Source organism: Streptomyces sp. S.PB5 (genome assembly GCF_030403745.1).
Taxonomy (GTDB): Bacteria; Actinomycetota; Actinomycetes; order Streptomycetales; family Streptomycetaceae; genus Streptomyces.
The window spans coordinates 45,038-67,271 of record NZ_JAQMWP010000007.1 but is presented as its reverse complement, the minus strand read 5'-3'; the positions used below and the strand labels follow the sequence as shown (position 1 = coordinate 67,271).

Below are 22,234 nucleotides of genomic sequence, written 5' to 3'. Positions count from 1 at the left end.
GTGAGAGATGGACATGTCAAGGGTTTGGTACAGACCACGCTCGCGGCCTCCGAAAGTTTCGCCAAACTCTCCAACACTTTCGCTCGCACGGGCACCTGGCGCATAGTGAGGGGGCTGTTCAACGACGTCGGGCGAAGGGACGGTATGACACAGAAGAAGGCCCTGGTGGTCCGCGGCGGATGGGAGGGACACCGGCCCGTCGAGGCGACGGAGTTGTTCGTGCCCTTCCTCCGTGACAACGGATACACCGTCCGGATCGAGGAATCGACCGATGTCTACGCCGACACCGCCGAGTTGGCGGCCACCGACCTCGTCGTGCAGTGCGTCACGATGTCGGAGATCGACGGGAAAGAGCTGGCGGGACTGAGCGCGGCGGTCGAGGCCGGTACCGGGTTCACCGGCTGGCACGGCGGAATCGCCGACTCGTTCCGCGCCTCCTCCGACTATCTGCACCTGGTGGGCGGGCAGTTCGCGACCCATCCGGGCAAGGAGCCGTGCGAGCGGCAGGGCGACGAGGCGGACAACTTCCTGCCGCACACCGTGAACATCACGGAACTCGGCCGCGCGCACCCCGTCACCGCGGGCATCGAGGACTTCGAGCTGACGACGGAGCAGTACTGGGTCCTCCACGACGACCTGATCGACGTGCTGGCCACCACCACCCATCCGACCCGCCCATGGCACCCCTGGCACCGGCCGGTCACCGCGCCGGCCGTCTGGACCCGGCAGTGGGGCGCCGGGCGGATCGTCGTGACAACTCCGGGGCACAGCCTCGACGTTCTGCAGAACCCGAACGTCCGAACCGTCATCGAGAGGGGCATGCTGTGGGCGACGCGCACCGCATCGGCGTCGTAGGGCTCGGGGTCATCTCCCGCGCGTACCTGGACACGCTCGTCGGCCGCAGCGCCGTACGCGTCACCGCGGTCGCCGACCTCGACGCCACCCGGTCGGCGGCGGTCGCCGCGGAGTTCCCCGGCGTACGGGCGCTGACCGTCCAGGAGTTGCTGAGCAGCCCGGACGTGGACACCGTCCTGAACCTCACCGTCCCCGCGGCCCATGCCGAGATCGCCCTGGGCGCGATCGCCCACGGCAAGCACGTCTACGGCGAGAAGCCGCTGGCCGCCGAACTCACCGACGCCCACGCCGTGTTGGAGGCGGCCGCGAAGGCGGGCGTCGGGGTGGGGTGCGCTCCGGACACCGTCCTGGGCACCGGAATCCAGACGGCGCGGGCCGCGGTCGAGTCGGGGACCATCGGGCGCCCGCTGTTCGCCTCGGCGGTGATGGTCACCCCGGGACATGAACGCTGGCACCCCCACCCCGACTTCTACTACACCACCGGGGGCGGGCCGCTGCTGGACATGGGCCCGTATTATCTCGCCTCGCTCGTCCATCTGCTGGGGCCGGTGCGGGCCGTGACCGGGGCGTCGAGCCGGCTGCGCGGCGAGCGTGTCATCGGCAGCGGCCCGCGCGCGGGTGAGCGGATCCCGGTCGAGGTGGACAGTCATGTCTCCGGAGTCCTGGAACACACGGGCGGCGCCCTGACGACGATCACCACGAGCTTCGACGGCGTCACCACCACCGCGGCTCCCATCGAGGTGCACGGCGAGACGGGCACCCTCCGGCTGCCGGACCCCAACCAGTTCGACGGCGAGGTACAGCTCTTCGAGCTCGGCGGCACCGAGTGGCGCAGCCTCCCGCCGTCGGCGGGCTACGCCGACGGCTCGCGCGGCATCGGCCTGCTCGACTTCGTCGCCGCGGACGCACAGCGGGCACCCCGTGCGAACGGTGAACTCGCCCTCCATCTGCTGGAGACGATGACCGCCCTCCTGCGCTCCTCGGCCGAAGGGCGCCGCATCGAGCTGACGACATCGGCCGAGGTGCCCGCCCCCGTTCCGCTGACGGCCGCCGACGACTGGCGGCGCTGACCGGCCTCAGTCCACCGGCCAGGTGTGCGCGGCCGCGTTGAGATGCATGTAGTCCATGTACGTCGTGGTCATGCGCCGCAGCGCCTCCGTGCGGTCGCAGACCCCGGCCTTCTCCAGGTGGTGGACGGTCTCCGCCTGCCACAGGGCGCCGTTGCGCGCGGTGACGCACCGCTGGTCGATGATGCCGAGGAGCGGTTCCCGCCACTCCGCGTCCATGCCGGCCAGCTCCAGACCCCGGTGTGCCAGCGGCAGCAGCCGCCGCAACACCAGTTCCGTGACCGGGACTTCGCCCACGCCCGGCCAGTACAGCCGGGCGTCGATGCCGTCGCGGGCGGCCGCGTGGAGGTTCTCCTCGGCGACCGCGAAGGACATCCGGGTCCACACCGGCCGGTCCTCGTCGACCAGCGCGCGGGTCAGCCCGTAGTAGAAGGCGCCGTTGGCGATGGTGTCGGCCACCGTGGAACCGGCGGGCAGGACGCGGTTCTCGATGCGCAGATGGGGACCGCTGTCGGTGACGGCGTACACGGGGCGGTTCCAGCGGTAGATCGTGCCGTTGTGCAGGGTCAGTTCGCCCAGTTGAGGCACCCCGCCGCCGTCGAGCGCCTCCTGAGGATCCTCGTCGTCGCACAGCGGCAGCAGCGCCGGGTAGTAGCGCACGTTCTCCTCGAACAGGTCGAAGACACTGGTGATCCACCGCTCGCCGAACCACACCCGGGGCCGCACTCCCTGGGCCTTGATCTCCTCGGGCCGGGTGTCGGTGGCCTGCTCGAACAGGGGGATACGGGTCTCGCGCCACAGTTCCCTCCCGAAGAGGAAGGGCGAGTTGGCCGCCAGGGCGATCTGCACACCCGCGACGGCCTGGGCGGCGTTCCAGTAGTCCGCGAACTCCTTGGGCGCGACCTGGAGATGGAACTGGGTGCTGGTGCAGGCGGCCTCGGGGGTGATGGCGTCGGCGTACATCGCCAGGCGCTCCACGCCGTCCACCCTGATCCGCAGGTCCTCGCCCCGGGCCGCGAAGATCTGTTCGTTCAGCAGCCGATAGCGGGGATCGCCGGACAGGGCGTGCTCGCCCACGTCCGCCTCCCCGAGCGTCGGCAGGATGCCGACCATGATCAGATGTGCGCCCACGGCCGCGGCGCGGTCCTCGGCGTGGTTGAGCGCGTCCCGGATCTCCTGCTCCCAGGCGCCGGGGCCGCCGGTGGTCAGCTCGCGGGGCGGAATGTTGATCTCCAGGTTGAAGCGGCCCAGCTCGGTCGACCAGGCCGGGTCGGCGATGGCCTGGAGCACCTCGGTGTTCCGCATCGCCGGGAGCCCGTCCTCGTCCACCAGGTTGAGCTCGATCTCCAGCCCGACCTGGGGGCGCTCGCTCTCGAAGCCCGACTCGCGCAGCATCTGCGCCAGGACGTCGAGGCAGGTGTGCATCTTGTCCCGGTACCTGCGGCGGTCCTCCCGGGTGAACACCAGGGCCGGTACGTCACGTCCCATCGTGCCCTCCGCGTCCCCTAGGCGGATGTCTCGGTTCCAGCCTCCCACCGCGGGCTCGCCCTGGACAGTCGGGGTGCCGTTGTCGGTACCCCGGGCTACCCTCCGCACAACCAGGGTTCTGCCCCGTTCAGGGAGGTTTTCATGGGCTCTCGACTCAACCCGTACATCAGCTTCGACGGCAACGCGAAGCAGGCGATGGAGTTCTACAAGGAGGTCTTCGGCGGCACCCTCGTGCTCAACACGTACGGCAACTTCGGAGACCCGGAGGCCCCCGGGTCGGACAAGATCATGCACGGCATGCTGGAGACGCCCGGCGGCTTCACCCTCATGGGCGCCGACAACCCTCCGGGCATGGAGCACACCCCCGGCAACAACTTCTCCGTGAGCCTGAGCGGTGACGACGACGCCGCGCTGCGCGGCTACTGGGAGAAGCTCTCTGCCGGCGGCTCGGTGTCCGTGCCGCTGGAGAAGCAGATGTGGGGCGATGTGTTCGGCATGTGCACGGACCGGTTCGGCATCCCGTGGATGGTGAACATCACCGAGTAGTTGTTGAAAAGGCTGGTACCGACGCAGGTGTGTTCCCGGTGGGCGGCGGTCTCCCGGCAGCGGCCGGTCAGCAGCTCGGCACTCAGTGTGACCACCCCGGTCGCCGCCACACCCATCCGAGCACCGTCACCGAGCAGACCGCCGCGACCGCGCACCAGGTGGAGACGAACTCCGTGCGCCACAGCACGAAGCACACGAGCGCACCCACCCCGGCCAGGACGCCGAAGACACACAGCCGGCGGTCCCCGGACAGCAGCAGCGCGCCGACCGTGGCCAGGAGGTAGCCCGCGACGAGGAGTTGTCCGTGCGTAAGGCCGAGGGCGTAGCCGACGGTGTGCCCGCGGATCTCGGCCCGCACGGTCCGGGTGGCGAGGGCGTACGAGAGGGCCGCGGCGGTCGCGACACCGGCGGCCAGGGGAATCGTCAGCCGGGCGCGGGCCCGCCGTGGCGCCGCGCACAGCACGGCCACCGGCACCCACAACGCCAGCAGGGGCAGCGCGATGACCGCCCAGGCCAGGGTGGCGGGACCGGTCCCGCCGCCGAGCTGCCAGACCCGGGCCTCGATCAGCTGATGGGCGCCGAGCAGCAACGGCAGGGCGGCGAGCGGCAGATCACCGGCCCGGCGCACCCGTGCCACGCAGGCCGTACCGATGCAGACGATGCCCGTTCCCGCGACCAGATCGGCCGTCGCACTCCAGCACATGGGTCCACCCTGCCCGACCGCTCGCCCAAAACGTTTCAGACGCGGCCAAGGTACACTTGCGTCGCCCATGAGGGACCACGTCGTGCCTGGTCGCACGGCGGTCACAGCGAGGGGGGTGGACGCCATTCCGGTTCGCCCCGCCCGTATCCAGGACGTCGCGGCCGCGGCGGGCGTCTCCGTGTCCACGGTGTCGAACGTCCTGAACCGCCCCGAGCGGGTCAACGCCCGTACCGCACAGCGGGTCCGTGACGCCGTCGCGGCCCTCGACTACGTCCCCCATCCAGGAGCCGCGGGCCTGCGCACCGGCCACTCCTCCTCGATCGGCCTGGTCCTGCCCGACGTCGCCAACACCTTCTACTCGCGCATCGCGCGCGGCGCCGCGGACGCCGCGTACGAGCACGGCTACTCCCTCGTGCTCTGCGACAGCGGTGACGCCCCGGAGCGGGAGCAGGGCTACTTCACGATGCTCGTCGAGCAGCGGGCCGTCGGTGCCGTCGTGGTTCCGCTCAGCGCCGACCCCACCCGTCTCACCCGGCTCCGCGAGCGCGGCATCCCGCTGGTCCTGGCCGACCGTGCGATGTCCGCCGAGGACGGCTGCTCCGTCTCCGTCGACGATGTCGCAGGCGGCCGGATCGCCGTGCAGCATCTGCTGGAGTGCGGGGCGAGCGACATCCTCGTCGTCAACGGGGAGCGCGGGATAAGACAGTGCGCCGACCGCCACCAGGGCGCCCGGCAGGCGGTACGCAGCCGGCGCGGGGCGCGGCTGGCGCAGGTCGTCGCCGAGGAGATGACGGTGGCGTACGGCATGGAGATCGCCCGCGATCTGGACGAGCTGCCGGACGGGGTGTTCTGCACCAACGACTTCCTCGCCGCGGGCCTGTGCCGCGGTCTGGCCGAGCGGGGCGTGAAGGTTCCCGAGGATGTGCAGGTGGTCGGCTACGGCGACCTCGACATCGCCAGCTTCGTCGGGACGACCCTGACGACGGTACGGCAGCCGGTCGAGGATCTCGGCCGGGCCGCGGTGGGGATGCTGCTCGACGAGGTCGAGGCCCGCGCGGAACACGCCCACGAGACAAGGGTGTTCGCACCGGGACTGGTCCTGCGGGACTCGACCCGGCCGCCGTCCGCCCTATGAGCCGCGCCTGCTGAGCGTCACCGGCCCCCACAGACCCGACGGGAGCTGGTAGGGGAAGGCCCATGCGGTCGGCGTGGCCTCGGCCAGGTACGGGGCCAGCGTGTTGTGGACGGTCACCTCGACGCGGACGGTACGACCGGCCGTCCCGCGCAGCTCGAAGCGGTACGGGGCGCAGAACGCCTCCCCGACGGGCTCCCCGTCGACGGTCACCGCGACGCTGCCGCGCACCCGCCCCAGATCCAGCACCGGGTCCGGCCCGTCCGGCACCTCCACGTCCCGCGCATAGGTCACCCCGCCGCTCCAGCTCCCCAGCCCCAGCGCCCCCCAGTCCCCCAGTGGCAGCGGCGCCGGCCCGGTGCGCACCCGCACCGGCCCGCTCCAGGCGGACCCGCCGCGCAGCACTGCCGTGGGTGCGGTGGTCACCTCGAACTCCGTTGCCTGCGCCAGCGGCTGATCCAGCGTCAGGACGGGCCCGTTCAGCGTCCGTTCGGGTCCCTGGCCCCACCGCACCCGCGCGGGAAGCTCCAGCGGCAGGTCCAGGGCCGTGGTGCCCGGCGGCGCGGTGAACCGGAACCGCTGCGCCACCTCATGGACGTCGTCGGTCGACCGCAACGGCAGTACGGCGTCCCCGAGCACCGCAGCGCCGGCGAGCCACTCGGCGTCCGGCAGCGGATGCGGTCGTACGGCTGCGTGGCAGTGCTGCAACTCCCCCCAGCGGCCCACGTGTTCGACCGTGCGCCCCTGCCGATCGCCGGTCCGCGCTTCCCAACCCGCGCCGCTGACCAGCGCGGTGGGCTCCCCGTCCGCCACGAGGTCGACGAAGACGGCTCCCCCGTCCGCCACCACGTCGAGGACGTGCTCTCCGCCGTCCAAGGTCAGTTCATGGCGGAAGAACATGGGCACCGCGCCCCAGTCGGACTCGTAGTACTCCGTCTTTTCCTGCCGTGCCACCACGGTTCCGTCGAGCAGTACCGTGACCCCGGCCGCGGCCCCCACCACGAGCACCGCCTCCGTACGGTCGCGCGCGATCCGCAGCCGCCCCCGGTAGGTGACGCCGCCGTCCGCTCGTACGTCCTCCGGCAGTGCCATGAACTGCGGGCGCGCCGCGAACCCGTCCGGCCGGGACAGACAGAAGCAGCTGCCCAGCGGGGTGCCGCCGGCGCCCGAGATGAGCCTCGGCCGGTCCTCCGCGTCCGCCAGTTCGTACTCGAGCACGTTGCGCGGCCGTTCCACCCGCACCCGTGCCGACGCCAGGTAGCCGCGTCCGATGTCCAGCCGCTCGCCGTTCCACCAGACCCGCTTGGCCGCCGCCGCGCCGATGTGCAGGTCGGCCGGACCGCGGTGGCCGGTCTCGACGATCGCCCGGACCCGGGCGACGGTGCCGCTGAGAGGCACCGGGACGCGTACGAACTCCTCGGGCACCAGGCCCTTGTTGCCCAGCAGGCCTTCCGGGTCCGGCAGGCCGCGGCTCGACGAGTACACCGATACGTCCCAGTCCGCGGGCGCCAGCGGCGACTGCCCCGCCAGGACCCGTTCGACGGAGGCGCGGTCCAGGGGTGCGGGTGCCTGTGCGGAGGGGACGGGCGGCAGGACACGCACCCGGTTGCCGTAGGTCGCCCGGGTCTCCTCCCAGGTGTCCCGGGCGGACTCGCTCCACCGCATGGTCCAGATCTGCGGCTCGGCCACGGACGCCCCGGCGGGCAGCGCCAGGTCGCCCCAGGTGTTGTCCATGGTGGGGACCAGCCGTCCCTCCCAGCCGGTCGAGAGGTCGAGCGTGACGGCCGGTTGCGTCGGCGGCGGTGCGGCCGTCGGTGCTTTTGGGCTGCCTTCACGCCATACGACGAGGGCGGCGGGGGCGCCGTCGAGCGGTACCTCGATGGTGGACAGACCGTCGGCGACGGTGACGCGCCCGGGGTGCCGGGCGCCGGTGGCCGGGTTCCAGATCTCGGCCTCGGCGACGTCGGCCCGGACGACCACCTTCGACATGCGGGCATAGCGTGCGGGGTCGATCTCGTGGTGGCCGCGCGGCGGCTGGGCGCGGGCGTCGGGGAAGGCGCCCGTCACCAGGGCGACCGCCGTGTCGTCCTTCCTGCGGACGAGCAGGGGCAGGTCGCCGGTCGCGTATCCGGTGGTCACCGTCGCGGCTCCGGTCTCGGCGTCCGGCACCCGTTCCAGCCGGGGGTGGGCGACGAGCGCGGCGACCACGGAGTCGTCCCCTGCCGTGCCGGCCGCGGTGGCGGGCGGGCGGCCCACGACCACCACCCGGCCCCCGGTGTCGAGGAGTTCGGTCAGCCGGCGGGCCGTCTCCTCCTCCAGGACGCTCGTCGAGGGCAGCAGCACCGTGGTGTAGGCGAGGTCCCTGATCCGCAGGGCGCCGTCGGCCGCCTTCGCGCCCTGGACCGAGGTGTCGTCGATGACGTCGAAGGAGACGCGGTGGCGGTCGAGGGTGCCGACGCGGGGCCGGAGCCAGTTGTTCGTGCCGCACAGGTCGAGGTAGTGGTGCTGGGTCTCGTCGACCTCGGCGTGGTCGGCGCCGAGGCGGCCGTCCCCGAAGTGCTTGACCGGGAGATCCGGCGGGATGTGGGCCTGCATGGTGGTGGTGGGGTGCAGGACCGCCACGTCGGCGCTGTAGGTGCCCCAGGACATGATCGAGCAGATCCGGGCGACCGCCCGGGAGAACGCCGGGTACTGCGACCAGTAGGGCTGGCGCCAGTCGGTGGAGGGCGGCGCCCATTCGAACCAGCCGCCCGCGGTGCCGAAGTAGCTGGCGTGCGGGTTGTAGAGGTTGGCGCCGCTGCGCAGGAAGGGCAGCAGCCAGTCGTAGGTGTCCTCCAGGGTGCCGCCCCAGCCGGAGGAGTGGAACGCCTCGATCCAGACGCGCTCGTGGCCGTGGAGGTGGGCCATGGAGGAGTGGACCTTGGAGTCGCCGTGATGGTCGCTGCCCGCGGCGCTGAGCCGGCGGTGCGTGCGGAAGTAGTCCGTGTAGATCTGCGTCGACTGGGCCGGGTATCCGGAGCGGGCGGGGTGGGCCTGGTCGCAGCCCAGGAGCATGCCGCGTTCCTCGTGCCAGGCGGCGAGCGGCTTGAACAGGGACTCTTCGGCGAGCTCGGCGCGGACCGCGTAGTAGTCGGCGCGGACCTTGCGCGCTCCGGTTCCGAAGACCGTGGGGAGGTGGTCGAGCAGGTCGTAGCCGCGCCGGGCCCAAAACTCCTCGGCGAAGCGGGGGCTCCAGGAGTTGGTGGCGGGCAGTTCGTCCTGGAAGCTGCCCGCGATGACGTTGCCCAGGTACTCGGGTACGCGGCGGTCGAACTCGTGGTGGACGCGGTCCAGGAGCAGCCCGACGGCCCGCGGGTCCAGATAGTCGAAGGCGGTGGGTACGGCGAGGACCAGCTCCACCTCGGTCCCGTCGGCGGCGGTGCCGAGCTCGACGCGGGTGCCTGCCGGGTCGTACGCGCCCAGCAGTGTCTCCATGCCCTGCGGCGCCACCGCGCCGCCGGAGACCACGGCCCGGAGGCGGCGCAGCGCCCGCCCCGCCGCCTCCGGATGCCGTCGGGTGATGCTCCCCTGGATGTTGGCGCCCGAGAACCCGATCTGGTCGTAGAACCACAGGCGCATCCCCAGGTCACCGGCGATCTCGCAGGCGTCGGTGAAACGTGCCCACCACTCCTCGCCGAACCAGGCCGGGTCGTCGGCGGGGGCGCCGAAACTCGGGCCCGCCGGGGCCAGGTTGATGACCACGAGGTTGTGGACGCCGCCCTCGGCGAACCGGCGCATCTGCCAGGCGAGACGGTCCCGGGTGACCTTCGCGCCCGACCACCACCACAGCGGCGTGGGACCGAAGTCGCGGGGTGGCTCCTCGAACAGCTGCCGGAGGGGGGTGGAGATCACGGATGCGCTCCTTCCCGAAAAACGTTCCACATCGATTCCACCGTAGGTGACCTGGAACAGCCCTACCAGAGGGATGACCTGACGGAGTGCCACCCGGGAATACCTGCACAGGGGCTTGTTGGAACGTTTTTTGGCTCCTATATTCACCGCATCCCGGCCCTCCGAGCCGCTACGTCCCCCTCCGCTCGGCCATTCCCCAGACGACGGAGTCTCATCATGGCCCGATCTGCGTCTTCCCCGGACGTTCCCGGACAGCCCATTCCGAAGCATGTGTGGAAGGTCGCGGCCCTGTCGGGCATGGCCTCCTACCTCGACGCCGCGCTCATCGTGAGCATCGCCGTCAACCTGGCGATCTACCGCGAGAGTTACGACATGGGCGTGTGGATGGCGGGTGCGATCAGCGCGATCGTCACCGGCTGCATCGCCGTCGGCTCGCTCGTCGGCGGACGGCTCGCCGACATGTTCGGGCGCCGCCGTGTCTACAACTGGGACATCTTCTGCTTCACGATCGGCGCGGTCGTCATCACGCTCGCACCGAACGACATCGTGCTGTTCACCGGTGTGCTGGTGGCGGGCCTCGCGGCCGGTGCCGACCTGCCGACGTCCCTGGCCGTGGTCTCGGACGCGGCGCCCCCCGAAGGCCGGGCGCGTGTGGTGTCCTTCACCCAGGTGATGTGGACGGCCGGCATCGTCGTCGTCATCTTCATGAGCTACCTGCTGTCGGACACGGGCATGACCGGGGCGCGGATCATCACCGGCCATCTGGCCGTCGCCGCGTTCCTCACCTGGCAGTTGCGCTCGCGTCTGAGGCTGGCGGACGGGCCGTCGGACGCCGACCTGGCCCAGGAGGCGGCCGCGTTGGAGGCGCCGCGCGGGATCGACCTCAAGACCCTGCTGAACCGGGCCGCGCTGCTGCCGATGGCCGCGACCTTCGCGTACTACGTCACCTGGGGCATCGGGGCCAACACCTTCGGCCAGTTCGGCACCTATCTGCTGGTCACCGTCAGCGGTGCCTCGCAGAGCCTGGCCACCGGGATCAACCTCGCCTTCCTCCCGGTCGCGCTGGTGCTGACCTTCGTGTTCGTGCGGATCGCCGACACTCCCCTGCGGGACCGGCTGTTCTACGTGTTCACGGTCATCCAGATCGCCGCCTTCTGCATCGCCTCCCTCACCGCCGGCGCCCTGGTCGGGATGCTGATCTTCTTCGTGCTGTACCAGATCTCCTATCCCTTCGCCGGGGAGGCCAACTACAAGGTGTGGTCGCAGCTCACGCTGCCCCCGGACACCCGCGGCACCACCCAGGGCCTCACCTACGCCCTGGCGCGCGGGGTCTTCGCGGGCGTCGCGTTCGTCACGCCCGCGCTGATGGAGCACAGCGCCTCGCTGCTGCTGTGGTCGATCACCCTGTGCATGGCGTTGTCGGCGGTGGCGGGCGTGTACATCATCCGTGTCCTCATCCGGCGGACGCCGGCGGCCGCCACCGCCCCGGCAGATCTGGGTGCGGCCCGGGCCTGAACCCGAACCGGACCTCGGAAGGAACCACCGACCATGGCAACGACCGACACCCCGACCGTGACCGCGGACCGCGCCGCCGCCCTGCGCGATCTGCTGCCCCCGGTGACCCGCCGGCGCACACGCGTCGGACTGGTCTCCGGCGGGCTCGGCGCCTACTGGCCCCAATTCCCCGGCCTGCTGCCGAAGCTGAAGGAGTCGGCCGCGTATGTCGCCGGGCGCTTCCAGGAGATGGACGCGGAGGTGACGGACGTCGGCTTCATCTCCGACGCTCAGGAGGGGGCGGCCGCCGCCGAGCAACTGCGGCGGGCGGACTGCGACTTGATCGTGCTGTTCCTGACGACGTATCTGACCTCGTCGATGGTGCTGCCGATCGCCAGGCGTTCGCAGACCCCGGTGCTGGTCGTGGACCTTCAGCCGTCGGAGCGGATGGACCATGCCGGCTTCGACACGGGCGACTGGCTGGCGTACTGCTCCCAGTGCTCGGTGCCGGAGGTCGGCAATGTCTTCCGGCGGGCCGGGATTCCCTTCCGTTCGGTGTCGGGCTGGCTGCGGCAGGAGTCGGCGTGGCGGCGCATCGAGCAGTGGATCCGGGCCGCCCATGTCCGGGCCGCGCTGCGGCACGCGCGGCACGGACTGATGGGGCATCTGTATCCGGGGATGCTGGATGTGTCGACGGATCTGACGCTGCTTGCGGCGACGTTCGGTTCGCATGTCGAGGTGCTGGAGCTCGACGATCTGCGGCACCGGGTGGAGCAGGTGACCGAGGCGGAGACCCGTCAGCGCATGGCGCTCGCCCGCAAGGCCTTCACCCTCGACCACAGCGTGGTGGACGAGGACTTCGCGTGGGGCGCCACGGTGTCGGTCGCGCTGGACCGGCTCGTCGAGGACTTCGGGCTCGACAGCCTCGCGTACTACCACCGCGGCCTCGACGGCGAGTTGCACGAGCGGCTCGGCGCGGGCATGATCCTGGGCGCCTCCCTGCTCACCGCCCGGGGCGTGCCCGCGGCCGGCGAGTACGAACTGCGCACGTCCGTCGCGCAGTTGGCCACCCAGAGCATCGGTGCCGGGGGTTCCTTCACCGAGATCCAGGCCCTCAACTTCGAGGACGGGGTGGTGGAGATGGGCCACGACGGTCCCGCCCACCTGGCCGTCAGCGCCCGGGACCCGCTGCTGCGCGGGCTCGGGGTCTACCACGGCAAGCGCGGCTGGGGCGTGAGTGTGGAGTTCGACGTCCAGCACGGGCCGGTCACCCTTCTCGGCCTCGGGCAGGACGCCGACGGCGGTCTGTCCTTCATCACCTCCGAGGGCACCGTCGTGCCCGGTCCGCTGCTGGAGATCGGCAACACCACCAGCCGGGTCGACTTCGGCCGCGACCCCGGCGAGTGGGTCGACGCGTGGAGTGCCACGGGAGTGGGCCACCACTGGTCCCTCGCGGTCGGCCATCACGGCGCCGACTTCCGTGCCGCGGCGAGCCTGCTCGGTATCGATCACCGGGAGGTGTGAGGGGGCCGCCGGGGTGATTGACGCCCGGCACCGGTGTGGGTGACGATCCGGGCGGGGCGTCCCCGAAAGGCCCGTGGCGAGCGCCTCGGGCCGCAACGAGAACTGGGTCACAGTGGCGGGGAGGGCAAGGTCACAGCGCTTGCTCTGCTCCCGCTCAAGGTCACTGCCCTAGCATCCCGAGCATGACGGTCCTGCCTGACGACGGGCTTGAGCTGGCCGGTGAGTTCTCTGACGTGTCCCACGAGCAGTGGCAGCGCCTGGTGGCGGGTGTGCTGCGCAAGTCGGGCAAGGACGTCGAGGGCCCCGAGGCCGAGGAAGCCCTGTCCACCGCGCTCGAGGACGGGTTGCGCACCCGGCCCCTGTACACCGCGCACGACGCCGCGCCGGAATCGGGCTTTCCCGGTTTCGCCCCGTTCGTCCGCGCCGGCCGCGCCGAGGGGAACACCGTCGGCGGCTGGGACGTACGGCAGCGGCACACCACGGCCGACGGCCCCGCGGTGCTCACGGACCTGGAGAACGGCGTCACCTCCCTGTGGCTGGCCGTCGGCGGGGCGGGCATCCCCGTCTCCGCGCTCCCGGGTGTCCTCGACGGCGTCTATCTCGACCTGGCGCCGGTCGTCCTCGACGCCGGGAGCGACACCGAGGCCGCCGCACAGGCGCTGCTGCGGCTGTACGAGGAGCGCGGTGTCGCCAAGGACGCGGCGCGCGGCAACCTGGGCGCCGACCCGCTCGGTCACGAGGCCCGGACCGGGCAGTCGTACGACTTCGCTCCCGTGGCCGGTCTCGCCCGGCAGGTCGCCGAGGAGTACCCCGGACTGCGCACGTTCACCGTGGACGCGCTGCCGTACCACGAGGCCGGTGGCTCGGCCGCACAGGAGCTGGGCACCTCGCTCGCGACCGGTGTCGCCTGTCTGCGGGCGCTGACCGAGGCAGGGCTGAGCGTCGAGCAGGCCTGCGGGCAGCTGGAGTTCCGGTACGCGGCGACGGCCGACCAGTTCCTGACCATCGCCAAGCTGCGGGCCGCGCGCCGGCTGTGGGCGCGGGTGGCCGAGGTCTGCGGGGCACCGCGGGCGGGCGCTCAGCTGCAGCACGCCGTGACCTCGCCGGTGATGATGACGCGCCGCGACCCGTGGGTGAACATGCTGCGCGCGACGATCGCCACGCTCGCGGCGGGCGCGGGCGGGGCGGACTCCGTCACCGTGCTCCCCTTCGACGACGCGCTCGGGCTGCCGGACGCGTTCGCGCGCCGCATCGCCCGCAACACCTCGACGATCCTCATCGAGGAGTCCCACCTGGCCCGGGTCATCGACCCGGCGGGCGGCTCCTGGTACGTGGAGCGGCTCACCGACGAACTCGCCCACGCGGGCTGGGAGTTCTTCCGCACCATCGAGCGGGACGGCGGCCAGGCGGCCGTACTGCGCTCGGGCCGGCTGCGCACCGACCTGGCGACCACCTGGGCGGAGCGCTCCAAGAAGCTCGCCAAGCGCCGCGAACCCATCACCGGCATCAGCGAGTTCCCGCATCTGGCCGAGAAGCCGGTGGTCCGCGAGCCCGCGCCCGCGCCGCTGACCGGCGGCCTGCCGCGGGTGCGCCGCGACGAGGCCTTCGAGGAACTGCGCGCCCGCTCCGACGCCCACCTGGCCGCCACCGGCAGCCGACCCCGCGTCCACCTCGCCGCGCTCGGCCCGGCCGCCGCCCACACCGCCCGCCTCACCTTCGCCTCCAACCTCTTCCAGGCCGGCGGCATCGAGCCGGTCACCGAGGGCTCCTTCGAGGACAGCGGGACCACCGAGGCCTGTCTGTGCTCCAGCGACGCCCTCTACGAGGAGCAGGCGGCGACCGCGGCCGCCGAGCTGAAGGCGGCCGGTGCCACGCACGTGTTCCTCGCCGGGCGTCCCGGGGAGTACGCCGGGGTCGACGCGTTCGTCTTCGCGGGCTGCGACGCCGTGGCCGTGCTCTCCGCCACCCTCGACCGCATGGGAGTGTCCCGATGACCACCCCCGCCATCCCCGACTTCTCCGGGATCGACCTGGGGACCCCCGCACCCGACGGCGGCGCCGACGAGTGGCAGGCGGCCCTCAAGAAGGCGGCCGCCGGCGACGACCTGCTCTGGGAGACCCCGGAGGGCATCGCGGTCAAGCCGCTGTACACCGGGCAGGACCTGGAGGGACTGGACTTCCTGACGACCTACCCGGGTGCGGCCCCGTATCTGCGCGGCCCGTACCCGACGATGTACGTCAACCAGCCCTGGACGATCCGCCAGTACGCGGGCTTCTCCACCGCCGAGGAGTCCAACGCCTTCTACCGCCGCAACCTCGCGGCCGGCCAGAAGGGTCTGTCGATCGCCTTCGACCTGCCCACGCACCGGGGGTACGACAGCGATCACCCGCGGGTGACGGGTGACGTCGGCATGGCGGGCGTGGCCATCGACTCCATCTACGACATGCGGCAGCTGTTCGACGGCATCCCGCTGGACAAGATGACCGTGTCGATGACGATGAACGGCGCCGTGCTGCCGGTGCTCGCGCTCTACATCGTGGCGGCGGAGGAACAGGGCGTACCGCCCGAGAAGCTGGCCGGGACCATCCAGAACGACATCCTCAAGGAGTTCATGGTCCGCAACACCTACATCTATCCGCCGAGCCCGTCGATGCGGATCATCTCCGACATCTTCGCGTACACCTCGCAGCGGATGCCCCGCTACAACTCCATCTCCATCTCCGGCTACCACATCCAGGAGGCGGGCGCCACGGCCGACCTGGAGCTGGCGTACACCCTCGCCGACGGTGTGGAGTACATCCGCGCGGGACGCGAAGCGGGCCTGGACGTCGACGCGTTCGCGCCCCGGCTGTCGTTCTTCTGGGCGATCGGCATGAACTTCTTCATGGAGGTCGCCAAGCTGCGGGCCGCGCGCCTGCTGTGGGCGAAGCTGGTCAAGCAGTTCGACCCGCAGAACGCCAAGTCCCTCTCCCTGCGCACCCATTCGCAGACCTCGGGCTGGTCGCTGACCGCGCAGGACGTGTTCAACAACGTCACGCGCACCTGCGTCGAGGCGATGGCGGCGACCCAGGGACACACCCAGTCGCTGCACACCAACGCGCTCGACGAGGCGCTCGCGCTGCCGACCGACTTCTCGGCGCGCATCGCCCGCAACACCCAGCTCCTCATCCAGCAGGAGTCCGGCACGACCCGGGTCATCGACCCGTGGGGCGGCAGCGCGTACGTCGAGAAGCTGACGTACGACCTGGCGCGCAAGGCCTGGCAGCACATCCAGGAGGTCGAGCAGGCCGGCGGCATGGCCAAGGCCATCGACGCGGGCATCCCGAAGCTCCGTATCGAGGAGGCCGCGGCCCGTACGCAGGCCCGTATCGACTCCGGGCGCCAGCCGGTGATCGGCGTCAACAAGTACCGGGTGGAGAACGACGAGGCGATCGACGTCCTCAAGGTCGACAACTCCTCGGTGCGCGCCCAGCAGATCGAGAAGCTGCGGCGGCTGCGCGAGGAGCGGGACGAGACCGCCTGCCGGGACGCGCTGGACGCGCTGACCCGGGCCGCCGACGGCGACGGCAACCTGCTGGAGCTGGCGGTGCACGCCGCCCGCGCGAAGGCGACCGTGGGCGAGATCTCCGACGCCCTGGAGAAGGTCTACGGGCGGCACGCGAGCCAGATCCGTACGATCTCCGGCGTGTACCGCAACGAAGCAGGGGAGTCGCCGTCCGTGGACCGCACCCGCACCCTGGTGGACGCCTTCGAGGAGGCCGAGGGGCGCCGTCCGCGCATCCTGGTCGCCAAGATGGGCCAGGACGGCCACGACCGCGGCCAGAAGGTGATCGCGACCGCCTTCGCCGACCTGGGCTTCGACGTCGACGTCGGCCCCCTGTTCCAGACGCCGGGCGAGGTGGCCCGGCAGGCCGTCGAGGCCGACGTGCACATCGTCGGGGTCTCCTCGCTGGCCGCCGGTCACCTCACCCTCGTGCCGGCGCTCAGGGAGCAGCTGGCCGAGGAGGGGCGCGAGGACATCATGATCGTGGTCGGCGGGGTGATCCCGCCGCAGGACGTGCCCACGCTCCTCGAGATGGGCGCCGCGGCCGTGTTCCCGCCCGGGACGGTGATTCCGGACGCGGCGTACGACCTGGTCAAGCGGCTGTCGGACGATCTCGGGCACGACCTGTGATCGATGTCGACACCTATGTGAAGGGTGTGCTCGACGGGAAGCGCGCGCTGATCGCCCGCGCCATCACGCTCGTCGAGTCCACCCGGCCACAGCACCGGGTGCTGGCACAGGAGTTGCTCACCGAGCTGCTGCCGCACAGCGGCCGGGCGCGGCGGATCGGTGTCAGCGGGGTGCCGGGGGTCGGCAAGTCGACGTTCATCGACGCGTTCGGCACCATGCTGACCTCGCTGGGGCACCGGGTCGCGGTCCTCGCCGTCGACCCGTCCTCGACCCGCACGGGCGGCTCGATCCTGGGCGACAAGACGCGTATGGAGCGCCTGGCCGTCGACCCGGCCGCCTTCGTCCGCCCCTCCCCCAGCGCGGGCACGCTGGGCGGGGTCGCCAAGGCGACGCGCGAGTCGATGGTGGTGATGGAGGCGGCCGGCTACGACGTGATCCTGGTCGAGACGGTCGGTGTCGGGCAGTCCGAGACGGCCGTGGCGAACATGGTCGACTCCTTCCTGCTGCTCTCCCTCGCCCGCACCGGCGACCAGCTCCAGGGCATCAAGAAGGGCGTCCTGGAACTGGCCGACGTGATCGCCGTCAACAAGGCCGACGGCCCGCACCAGCGTGACGCCCAGGCGGCGGCGCGGGAGCTGTCGGGCGCGCTGCGTCTGATGCACGGCAAGGACGCGGCCTGGACCCCGCCGGTGCTCAGCTGCAGCGCCCGTGAGTCGACCGGCCTGGACACCGTCTGGGAGCGCCTGGAGCAGCACCGCACCCTGCTGGACTCCACGGGCCGGCTCACCGCCAAGCGCCGCGACCAGCAGGTCGACTGGACCTGGAGCATGGTCCGCGACGAACTCCTCGGCCGACTGCACGCCGACCCGGCGGTACGGGCTGTCGCGCCCGCTCTCGAACAGCAGGTGAGGGAGGGCCGGCTGACGGCCACGCTGGCCGCCGAGCGCATCCTGGGCGCGTTCGGCGAGGGTTCTGCCTGATCAGCGGCGCCACCGCGGCACCACCCGGCAGCTCTCCGGCTTCACTCCCGGCACGGAGCCGCCCACGTCAAGTATTGGCAATGGTTTTCACATAGAACGGGCTCGAACGCACTTCTGACATTCGTTTTCATCTAGCGTGGCGTGCGTCCCCTTGTTCCACCCCTCCGTGGAGGATCCATGCCCACGCCCCCGTCCCGGCGCCTCGCCGTCCTGCTCACCGGCGCCTCGCTGGTCGTCCTGGCGGGCTGCGGCTCGTCGGACTCCGACAGCGACGGGAGCGCCGCACCGAGCCCGGCGGCCGCGTCCGCGATACCCGTCGTGGCCTCGACGAACGTCTACGGCGACATCGTCGGCCAGATCGGCGGCTCGAAGGTCGACGTCACCTCGGTCATCAGCGACCCGGACCAGGACCCGCACTCCTACGAGGCCAGCACCCAGAACCAGCTGGCCCTGTCGAAGGCGAAGGTCGTCGTCGAGAACGGCGGCGGCTACGACGACTTCGTGGACCGCATGCTGAAGAGCGGTGGCTCCTCCGCCGAGGTCATCAACGCCGTCAAGATCTCCGGCAAGAGCGCCCCGAAGGGCGGCGAGCTCAACGAGCACGTCTGGTACGACTTCCCGACCGTCGCCAAGCTCGCCGACAGCATCGCCGTCGCCCTCGGCAAGGCCGACCCGGGCGACGCGGCCACGTTCACCCGGAACGCCGAGGCCTTCAAGGCGAAACTCCAGCCGCTGGAGACCAAGGAAGCGCAGATCAAGAAGGCCCACGCCGGCGAATCGGTGGCCATCACCGAGCCCGTGCCGCTGTACATGATCGACGCGAGCGGCCTGAAGGACGCCACGCCCGAGGAGTTCAGCGAGGCCATCGAGGAGGGCGACGACGTCTCCCCCAAGGTCCTCCAGGCCACGCTGGCGCTGTTCTCCGGCAAGAAGGTCCAGGCGCTGGTCTACAACGAGCAGACCTCCGGCCCGCAGACCGAGAAGGCCGAGGCCGCGGCCAAGGCGGCCGGCATCCCCGTCGTACCGGTGACCGAGACCCTGCCCCAGGGCAAGGACTACCTCGGCTGGATGACCTCCAACGTCGACGCGCTCGCGAGCGCGCTGGACAGGTGAGGGGCCCCGGCCTCCGCGCCACGGCCCCGGCCCTGATCCCGGCACAGGGCGGCACCGGCGCGGTCGTCAGCCTGCGTGGGGCCGCCCTGTCGTACGGCGACCGCGTCGTCTGGCGAGACCTCGAACTCGACGTGCGCCCAGGGGAGTTCGTGGCCGTCCTCGGCCCTAACGGGGCGGGCAAGACCAGCTTCGTACGGGCCCTGCTGGGCCGGCAGCCGCTCTCCGCCGGGACCCTGACCGTCCTCGGCGGCTCCCCGCGCGAGGCGGCCCGGCGGATCGGATACGTGCCCCAGCAGGCGGAGTTGTCCGCCCAGGCCATACTGCGCGCCCGCGACCTGGTGCGGTTCGGCATCGACGGGCACCGCTTCGGACCGAGGCTGCGGACGGCCGCGGTCCGCCGACGCGTCGACGAGATCCTGGAGTCGGTCGGGGCGTCGGCGTACGCGGACGTGCCCCTCGGCATGCTGTCGGGCGGTGAACGGCAACGCGTGCGCATCGGGCAGGCGTTGGCGACCGATCCGCGGATCCTGCTGTGCGACGAACCGCTGCTCTCCCTGGACCTGCACCACCAGCGGGCGGTCACCGAACTGGTCGACGCCCGCCGCCGTTCGCACGGCACGGCCGTGGTGTTCGTGACGCACGAGATCAACCCCGTGCTCGGCCTGGTGGACCGGGTGCTGTACCTGGCCCGCGCCGGTCACCGGGTCGGCACTCCGGAGGAGGTCCTGACCTCGCAGTCCCTGTCCCGGCTGTACGGCACGCGGGTCGACGTGGTCCGCGTGCAGGGGCGGGTCGTGGTCGTCGGCGCCCCGGACGAGACGGCCGCGCCGCCCCTCCCCCACTCTCGACTTCGCTCGAGCGGGGGGACCCCCATCGCCCCCGCCGTCGAGGAGATGAGCTCATGACGTTCGCCGACGGGATCTGGCACCAGATCTTCAGCTTCGAGAACTACGGCGAACTCCTCGCACTGGTCCGCAACTCGCTCGTCGCCGGGGCCGCCCTCGGCCTGGTCGGCGGCCTCGCCGGGGTCTTCGTGATGATGCGCGATCTGCCCTTCGCGGTGCACGGCATCAGCGAGTTGTCCTTCGCGGGCGCCTCGGCGGCACTGCTGCTGGGGACCGACATCGTGGCGGGGTCGATCGTCGGTTCGCTGCTCGCGGCCGGCACGATCGGCGTCCTCGGGGCGAGAGCCCGGGACCGCAACTCGGTGATCGGCATCATCATGCCCTTCGGCCTGGGTCTCGGCGTGCTCTTCCTCGCTCTCTACAAGGGCCGCGCGGCCAACAAGTTCGGCCTGCTGACCGGGCAGATCGTCGCCGTCGACACCCCCCAGATGGCCTGGCTGCTGGGCACTTCGGCCCTGGTCGTGGTCGCGCTGGCGGTGATGTGGCGGCCGCTGGCCTTCGCCAGCGCCGACCCCGATGTCGCCGAAGCGCGCGGTGTGCCGGTGCGCGGACTGTCGTTCGCCTTCATGCTCGTGCTCGGTCTCGCGGTGGCCCTGTCGGTCCAGGTCGTGGGCGCGCTCCTGGTGTTGAGCCTCGTCGTCACCCCGGCCGCGGCCGCCGCCCGCATCACGGCGTCCCCGGTGCTGCTCCCCGCCCTCAGCGTGCTCTTCGCCGTCCTCTCCATCGAGGGCGGCATCCTGCTCGCCCTGGGCAGCTCCATCCCGATCAGCCCCTATGTCACCACCGTCTCGTTCACGATCTACGTCCTCTGCCGTGTCGCCGGCAAGCACCGGACCCGGCGGTGGGGAGCGCGCAGGGCGGCAGCGGCGGCCTAGGACTTCTGCTCCCCATGGTGGAGACCTCCTGCGATCCATCTCTGATGGAGATGACTGACATCACCGATCATCTCCTCCAGTGAGGAAGGAACCGCGGCGGACCGTTGCTGACGTGCGTGACGAAAGAAGGTGCACATGTCCGCGACACCCGCGACCCAGAGCGTGTCCGCCACCCCCGACACCCCGCACGGCGTACCCGGCCGACTGGTCGCGCTGCTGGCCGTCGCCTCCGGCATGACGGTCGCCAACCTCTACTACGCGCAGCCCCTGCTGTCCTCGCTCAGCGACGTCTTCCACACCAGCGCGGCCACCGCCGGAGCGCTGATCACCCTCACCCAGGTCGGCTATGTGATCGGCATGCTGTTCCTGGTCCCGCTCGGCGACCGGCTGGAGAAGCGCAACCTGGTCACCGCCCTGCTGGCGGTCACCACCCTCGCCCTGGTGACGGCCGGGCTCGCCCCGAACTTCCCCGTACTGCTGATCGCCTCGCTGGTCGCCGGTGCCACCTCGGTCGTCGCCCAGATCCTGGTGCCCTTCGCGGCGAGCCTCGCCCCCGACCACGCCCGCGGCCGCATCGTCGGCCGGGTGATGAGCGGCCTGCTCACCGGCATCCTGCTCTCCCGCACGCTCAGCAGCCTGGTCTCCGGCCTCGCCGGCTGGCGGGTCGTCTTCCTCGGCTCGGCCGCCCTCATGGCCGTACTCGCCGTGGCGCTGCGGCTGGCCCTGCCGCAGCACGCGCCGACCACGACCATGCCGTACCACCACGTCCTGCGTTCCACCGCCCGGCTGGTGCGCACGCACCCCGCGCTGGTGCGCAGGGGCCTCTACCAGGCCGCCATGTTCGGTGCGTTCAGCGCCTTCTGGACCACCGTCTCCTTCGTCCTGACGGGACCGCGTTTCCACTACTCGTCGCTCGCCGTCGGTCTGTTCGCCCTCGTCGGGGCGGCCGGGGCGGCTGTAGCCCCGTTCGCCGGGCACTGGGCCGACCGAGGACTCGTCCGCCCGATGACCGGTGCCGCCTTCGTGGTCGCCGCCCTGGCCTTCGCGCTCGCCGGCCTCGGCGGGCACAGCGTCGTGCTCATCGCCCTGGCCGCGATCCTGATCGACATGGCCGTACAGACCACGCTGATCCTCGGCCAGCACACCGTCTACCAGCTCGATCCCGACGCCCGCGCCCGCCTCAACAGCGCCTTCATCGCCATCTTCTTCCTCGGTGGCGCGGCGGGCTCCCAGCTCGGCTCGGTCGTCTACCACGCAGGCGGCTGGACCGGTCTCACCGTCCTGGGCGCCGCGCTCCCGGTGGCCGCCCTCCTCTACTGGCTCACCGAGCACCGCCCGCGGCGCACGGACCCGGTCAGCCGGTGACGGCGGACGGCCCGACACGATGTGCGCCCAATTCCCGCCCGCCCTGCCCACGTTCACCGATCGCCTACGATGCGGCGCAGACCGGAAGACATCGGACCGGGCACGGCCCGGGCGGGAGCAGC

The 22,234-nt window shown here is 71.5% G+C and carries 16 protein-coding genes; 13 read left to right on the top strand and 3 right to left on the bottom strand.

Annotated features, from left to right (window positions below; all coding sequences use genetic code 11):
• The first annotated feature begins 144 nt into the window (after positions 1–144).
• Positions 145–855, top strand: a complete 711-nt coding sequence (locus PH203_RS19295; protein WP_289921389.1) for a ThuA domain-containing protein — start codon at positions 145–147, stop codon at positions 853–855.
• Entirely contained in the window at positions 825–1,925 is a 1,101-nt protein-coding gene (locus PH203_RS19290) for a Gfo/Idh/MocA family oxidoreductase (RefSeq protein ID WP_289921388.1), read from the top strand. Before PH203_RS19295 ends, PH203_RS19290 begins: the two co-directional genes overlap by 31 nt.
• A 6-nt stretch (positions 1,926–1,931) precedes the next feature.
• Here PH203_RS19290 and PH203_RS19285 read toward each other — a convergent pair whose 3' ends face one another.
• Positions 1,932–3,410, bottom strand: coding sequence for a glutamate-cysteine ligase family protein (locus PH203_RS19285; protein WP_289921387.1), 1,479 nt, complete (start codon positions 3,408–3,410; stop codon positions 1,932–1,934).
• A 141-nt stretch (positions 3,411–3,551) separates the two neighbouring features.
• Between PH203_RS19285 and PH203_RS19280 the strand changes: the two genes are divergently transcribed.
• Complete coding sequence (locus PH203_RS19280; RefSeq protein WP_289921386.1) at positions 3,552–3,956, top strand: VOC family protein; 405 nt, start codon at positions 3,552–3,554, stop codon at positions 3,954–3,956.
• A gap of 82 nt (positions 3,957–4,038) precedes the next feature.
• Here PH203_RS19280 and PH203_RS19275 read toward each other — a convergent pair whose 3' ends face one another.
• On the bottom strand, positions 4,039–4,659 hold the full coding sequence (locus tag PH203_RS19275) for a DUF6629 family protein (RefSeq protein ID WP_289921385.1): 621 nt from the start codon (positions 4,657–4,659) through the stop codon (positions 4,039–4,041).
• 115 nt (positions 4,660–4,774) lie between these two features.
• Here PH203_RS19275 and PH203_RS19270 point away from each other — a divergent pair, with 115 nt between their 5' ends.
• A complete protein-coding gene (locus PH203_RS19270; protein ID WP_289921384.1) occupies positions 4,775–5,794 on the top strand; it encodes a LacI family DNA-binding transcriptional regulator in 1,020 nt (339 codons plus the stop codon).
• Here the strand turns inward: PH203_RS19270 and PH203_RS19265 are convergent.
• On the bottom strand, positions 5,789–9,682 hold the full coding sequence (locus tag PH203_RS19265) for a hypothetical protein (protein ID WP_289921383.1): 3,894 nt from the start codon (positions 9,680–9,682) through the stop codon (positions 5,789–5,791). The two genes, PH203_RS19270 and PH203_RS19265, sit on opposite strands and share 6 nt — an antisense overlap.
• A gap of 216 nt (positions 9,683–9,898) precedes the next feature.
• Between PH203_RS19265 and PH203_RS19260 the strand changes: the two genes are divergently transcribed.
• The 9 genes from PH203_RS19260 (at position 9,899) to PH203_RS19220 (ending at position 22,112) form a co-directional block, all read left to right on the top strand.
• Positions 9,899–11,197, top strand: coding sequence for an MFS transporter (locus PH203_RS19260; protein ID WP_289921382.1), 1,299 nt, complete (start codon positions 9,899–9,901; stop codon positions 11,195–11,197).
• Positions 11,198–11,230: 33 nt separating this feature from the next.
• Entirely contained in the window at positions 11,231–12,700 is a 1,470-nt protein-coding gene (locus PH203_RS19255; protein WP_289921381.1) for an L-fucose/L-arabinose isomerase family protein, read from the top strand.
• Between the two features lie 182 nt (positions 12,701–12,882).
• Positions 12,883–14,694: a methylmalonyl-CoA mutase subunit beta gene (locus PH203_RS19250; protein WP_289921380.1), complete on the top strand. Its 1,812-nt coding sequence runs from the start codon at positions 12,883–12,885 to the stop codon at positions 14,692–14,694.
• The gene (scpA, locus tag PH203_RS19245; protein ID WP_289921379.1) at positions 14,691–16,874 is read left to right on the top strand and encodes a methylmalonyl-CoA mutase; all 2,184 of its coding nucleotides are present in this window, start codon (positions 14,691–14,693) and stop codon (positions 16,872–16,874) included. The genes PH203_RS19250 and scpA overlap by 4 nt, the downstream gene beginning before the upstream one ends.
• Positions 16,871–17,854, top strand: coding sequence for a methylmalonyl Co-A mutase-associated GTPase MeaB (meaB, locus tag PH203_RS19240; protein ID WP_289921378.1), 984 nt, complete (start codon positions 16,871–16,873; stop codon positions 17,852–17,854). Before scpA ends, meaB begins: the two co-directional genes overlap by 4 nt.
• 177 nt (positions 17,855–18,031) lie before the next feature.
• On the top strand, positions 18,032–18,967 hold the full coding sequence (locus PH203_RS19235; protein ID WP_289921377.1) for a zinc ABC transporter substrate-binding protein: 936 nt from the start codon (positions 18,032–18,034) through the stop codon (positions 18,965–18,967).
• Positions 18,968–19,002: 35 nt separating this feature from the next.
• Positions 19,003–19,872 (top strand): ABC transporter ATP-binding protein, encoded by an 870-nt coding sequence (locus tag PH203_RS19230; RefSeq protein WP_289921871.1) that lies wholly within the window; start codon positions 19,003–19,005, stop codon positions 19,870–19,872.
• Positions 19,869–20,747 carry a metal ABC transporter permease gene (locus tag PH203_RS19225; protein ID WP_289921376.1) on the top strand — a complete coding sequence of 293 codons (879 nt, stop codon included), beginning with the start codon at positions 19,869–19,871 and terminating at the stop codon, positions 20,745–20,747. The genes PH203_RS19230 and PH203_RS19225 overlap by 4 nt, the downstream gene beginning before the upstream one ends.
• A gap of 135 nt (positions 20,748–20,882) precedes the next feature.
• On the top strand, positions 20,883–22,112 hold the full coding sequence (locus PH203_RS19220; protein ID WP_289921374.1) for an MFS transporter: 1,230 nt from the start codon (positions 20,883–20,885) through the stop codon (positions 22,110–22,112).
• Positions 22,113–22,234: the final 122 nt, after the last annotated feature.

What these genes read in the sequence shown, in the direction of transcription:
- PH203_RS19295 (WP_289921389.1), top strand. Translation starts at nt 145, where the DNA reads ATGACACAGAAGAAGGCCCTGGTGGTCCGCGGCGGATGGGAGGGACAC.
- PH203_RS19285 (WP_289921387.1), bottom strand. Translation starts at nt 3,410, where the DNA reads ATGGGACGTGACGTACCGGCCCTGGTGTTCACCCGGGAGGACCGCCGC.
- PH203_RS19280 (WP_289921386.1), top strand. Translation starts at nt 3,552, where the DNA reads ATGGGCTCTCGACTCAACCCGTACATCAGCTTCGACGGCAACGCGAAG.
- PH203_RS19275 (WP_289921385.1), bottom strand. Translation starts at nt 4,659, where the DNA reads ATGTGCTGGAGTGCGACGGCCGATCTGGTCGCGGGAACGGGCATCGTC.
- PH203_RS19260 (WP_289921382.1), top strand. Translation starts at nt 9,899, where the DNA reads ATGGCCCGATCTGCGTCTTCCCCGGACGTTCCCGGACAGCCCATTCCG.
- PH203_RS19255 (WP_289921381.1), top strand. Translation starts at nt 11,231, where the DNA reads ATGGCAACGACCGACACCCCGACCGTGACCGCGGACCGCGCCGCCGCC.
- PH203_RS19250 (WP_289921380.1), top strand. Translation starts at nt 12,883, where the DNA reads ATGACGGTCCTGCCTGACGACGGGCTTGAGCTGGCCGGTGAGTTCTCT.
- scpA (WP_289921379.1), top strand. Translation starts at nt 14,691, where the DNA reads ATGACCACCCCCGCCATCCCCGACTTCTCCGGGATCGACCTGGGGACC.
- PH203_RS19235 (WP_289921377.1), top strand. Translation starts at nt 18,032, where the DNA reads ATGCCCACGCCCCCGTCCCGGCGCCTCGCCGTCCTGCTCACCGGCGCC.
- PH203_RS19225 (WP_289921376.1), top strand. Translation starts at nt 19,869, where the DNA reads ATGACGTTCGCCGACGGGATCTGGCACCAGATCTTCAGCTTCGAGAAC.
- PH203_RS19220 (WP_289921374.1), top strand. Translation starts at nt 20,883, where the DNA reads ATGTCCGCGACACCCGCGACCCAGAGCGTGTCCGCCACCCCCGACACC.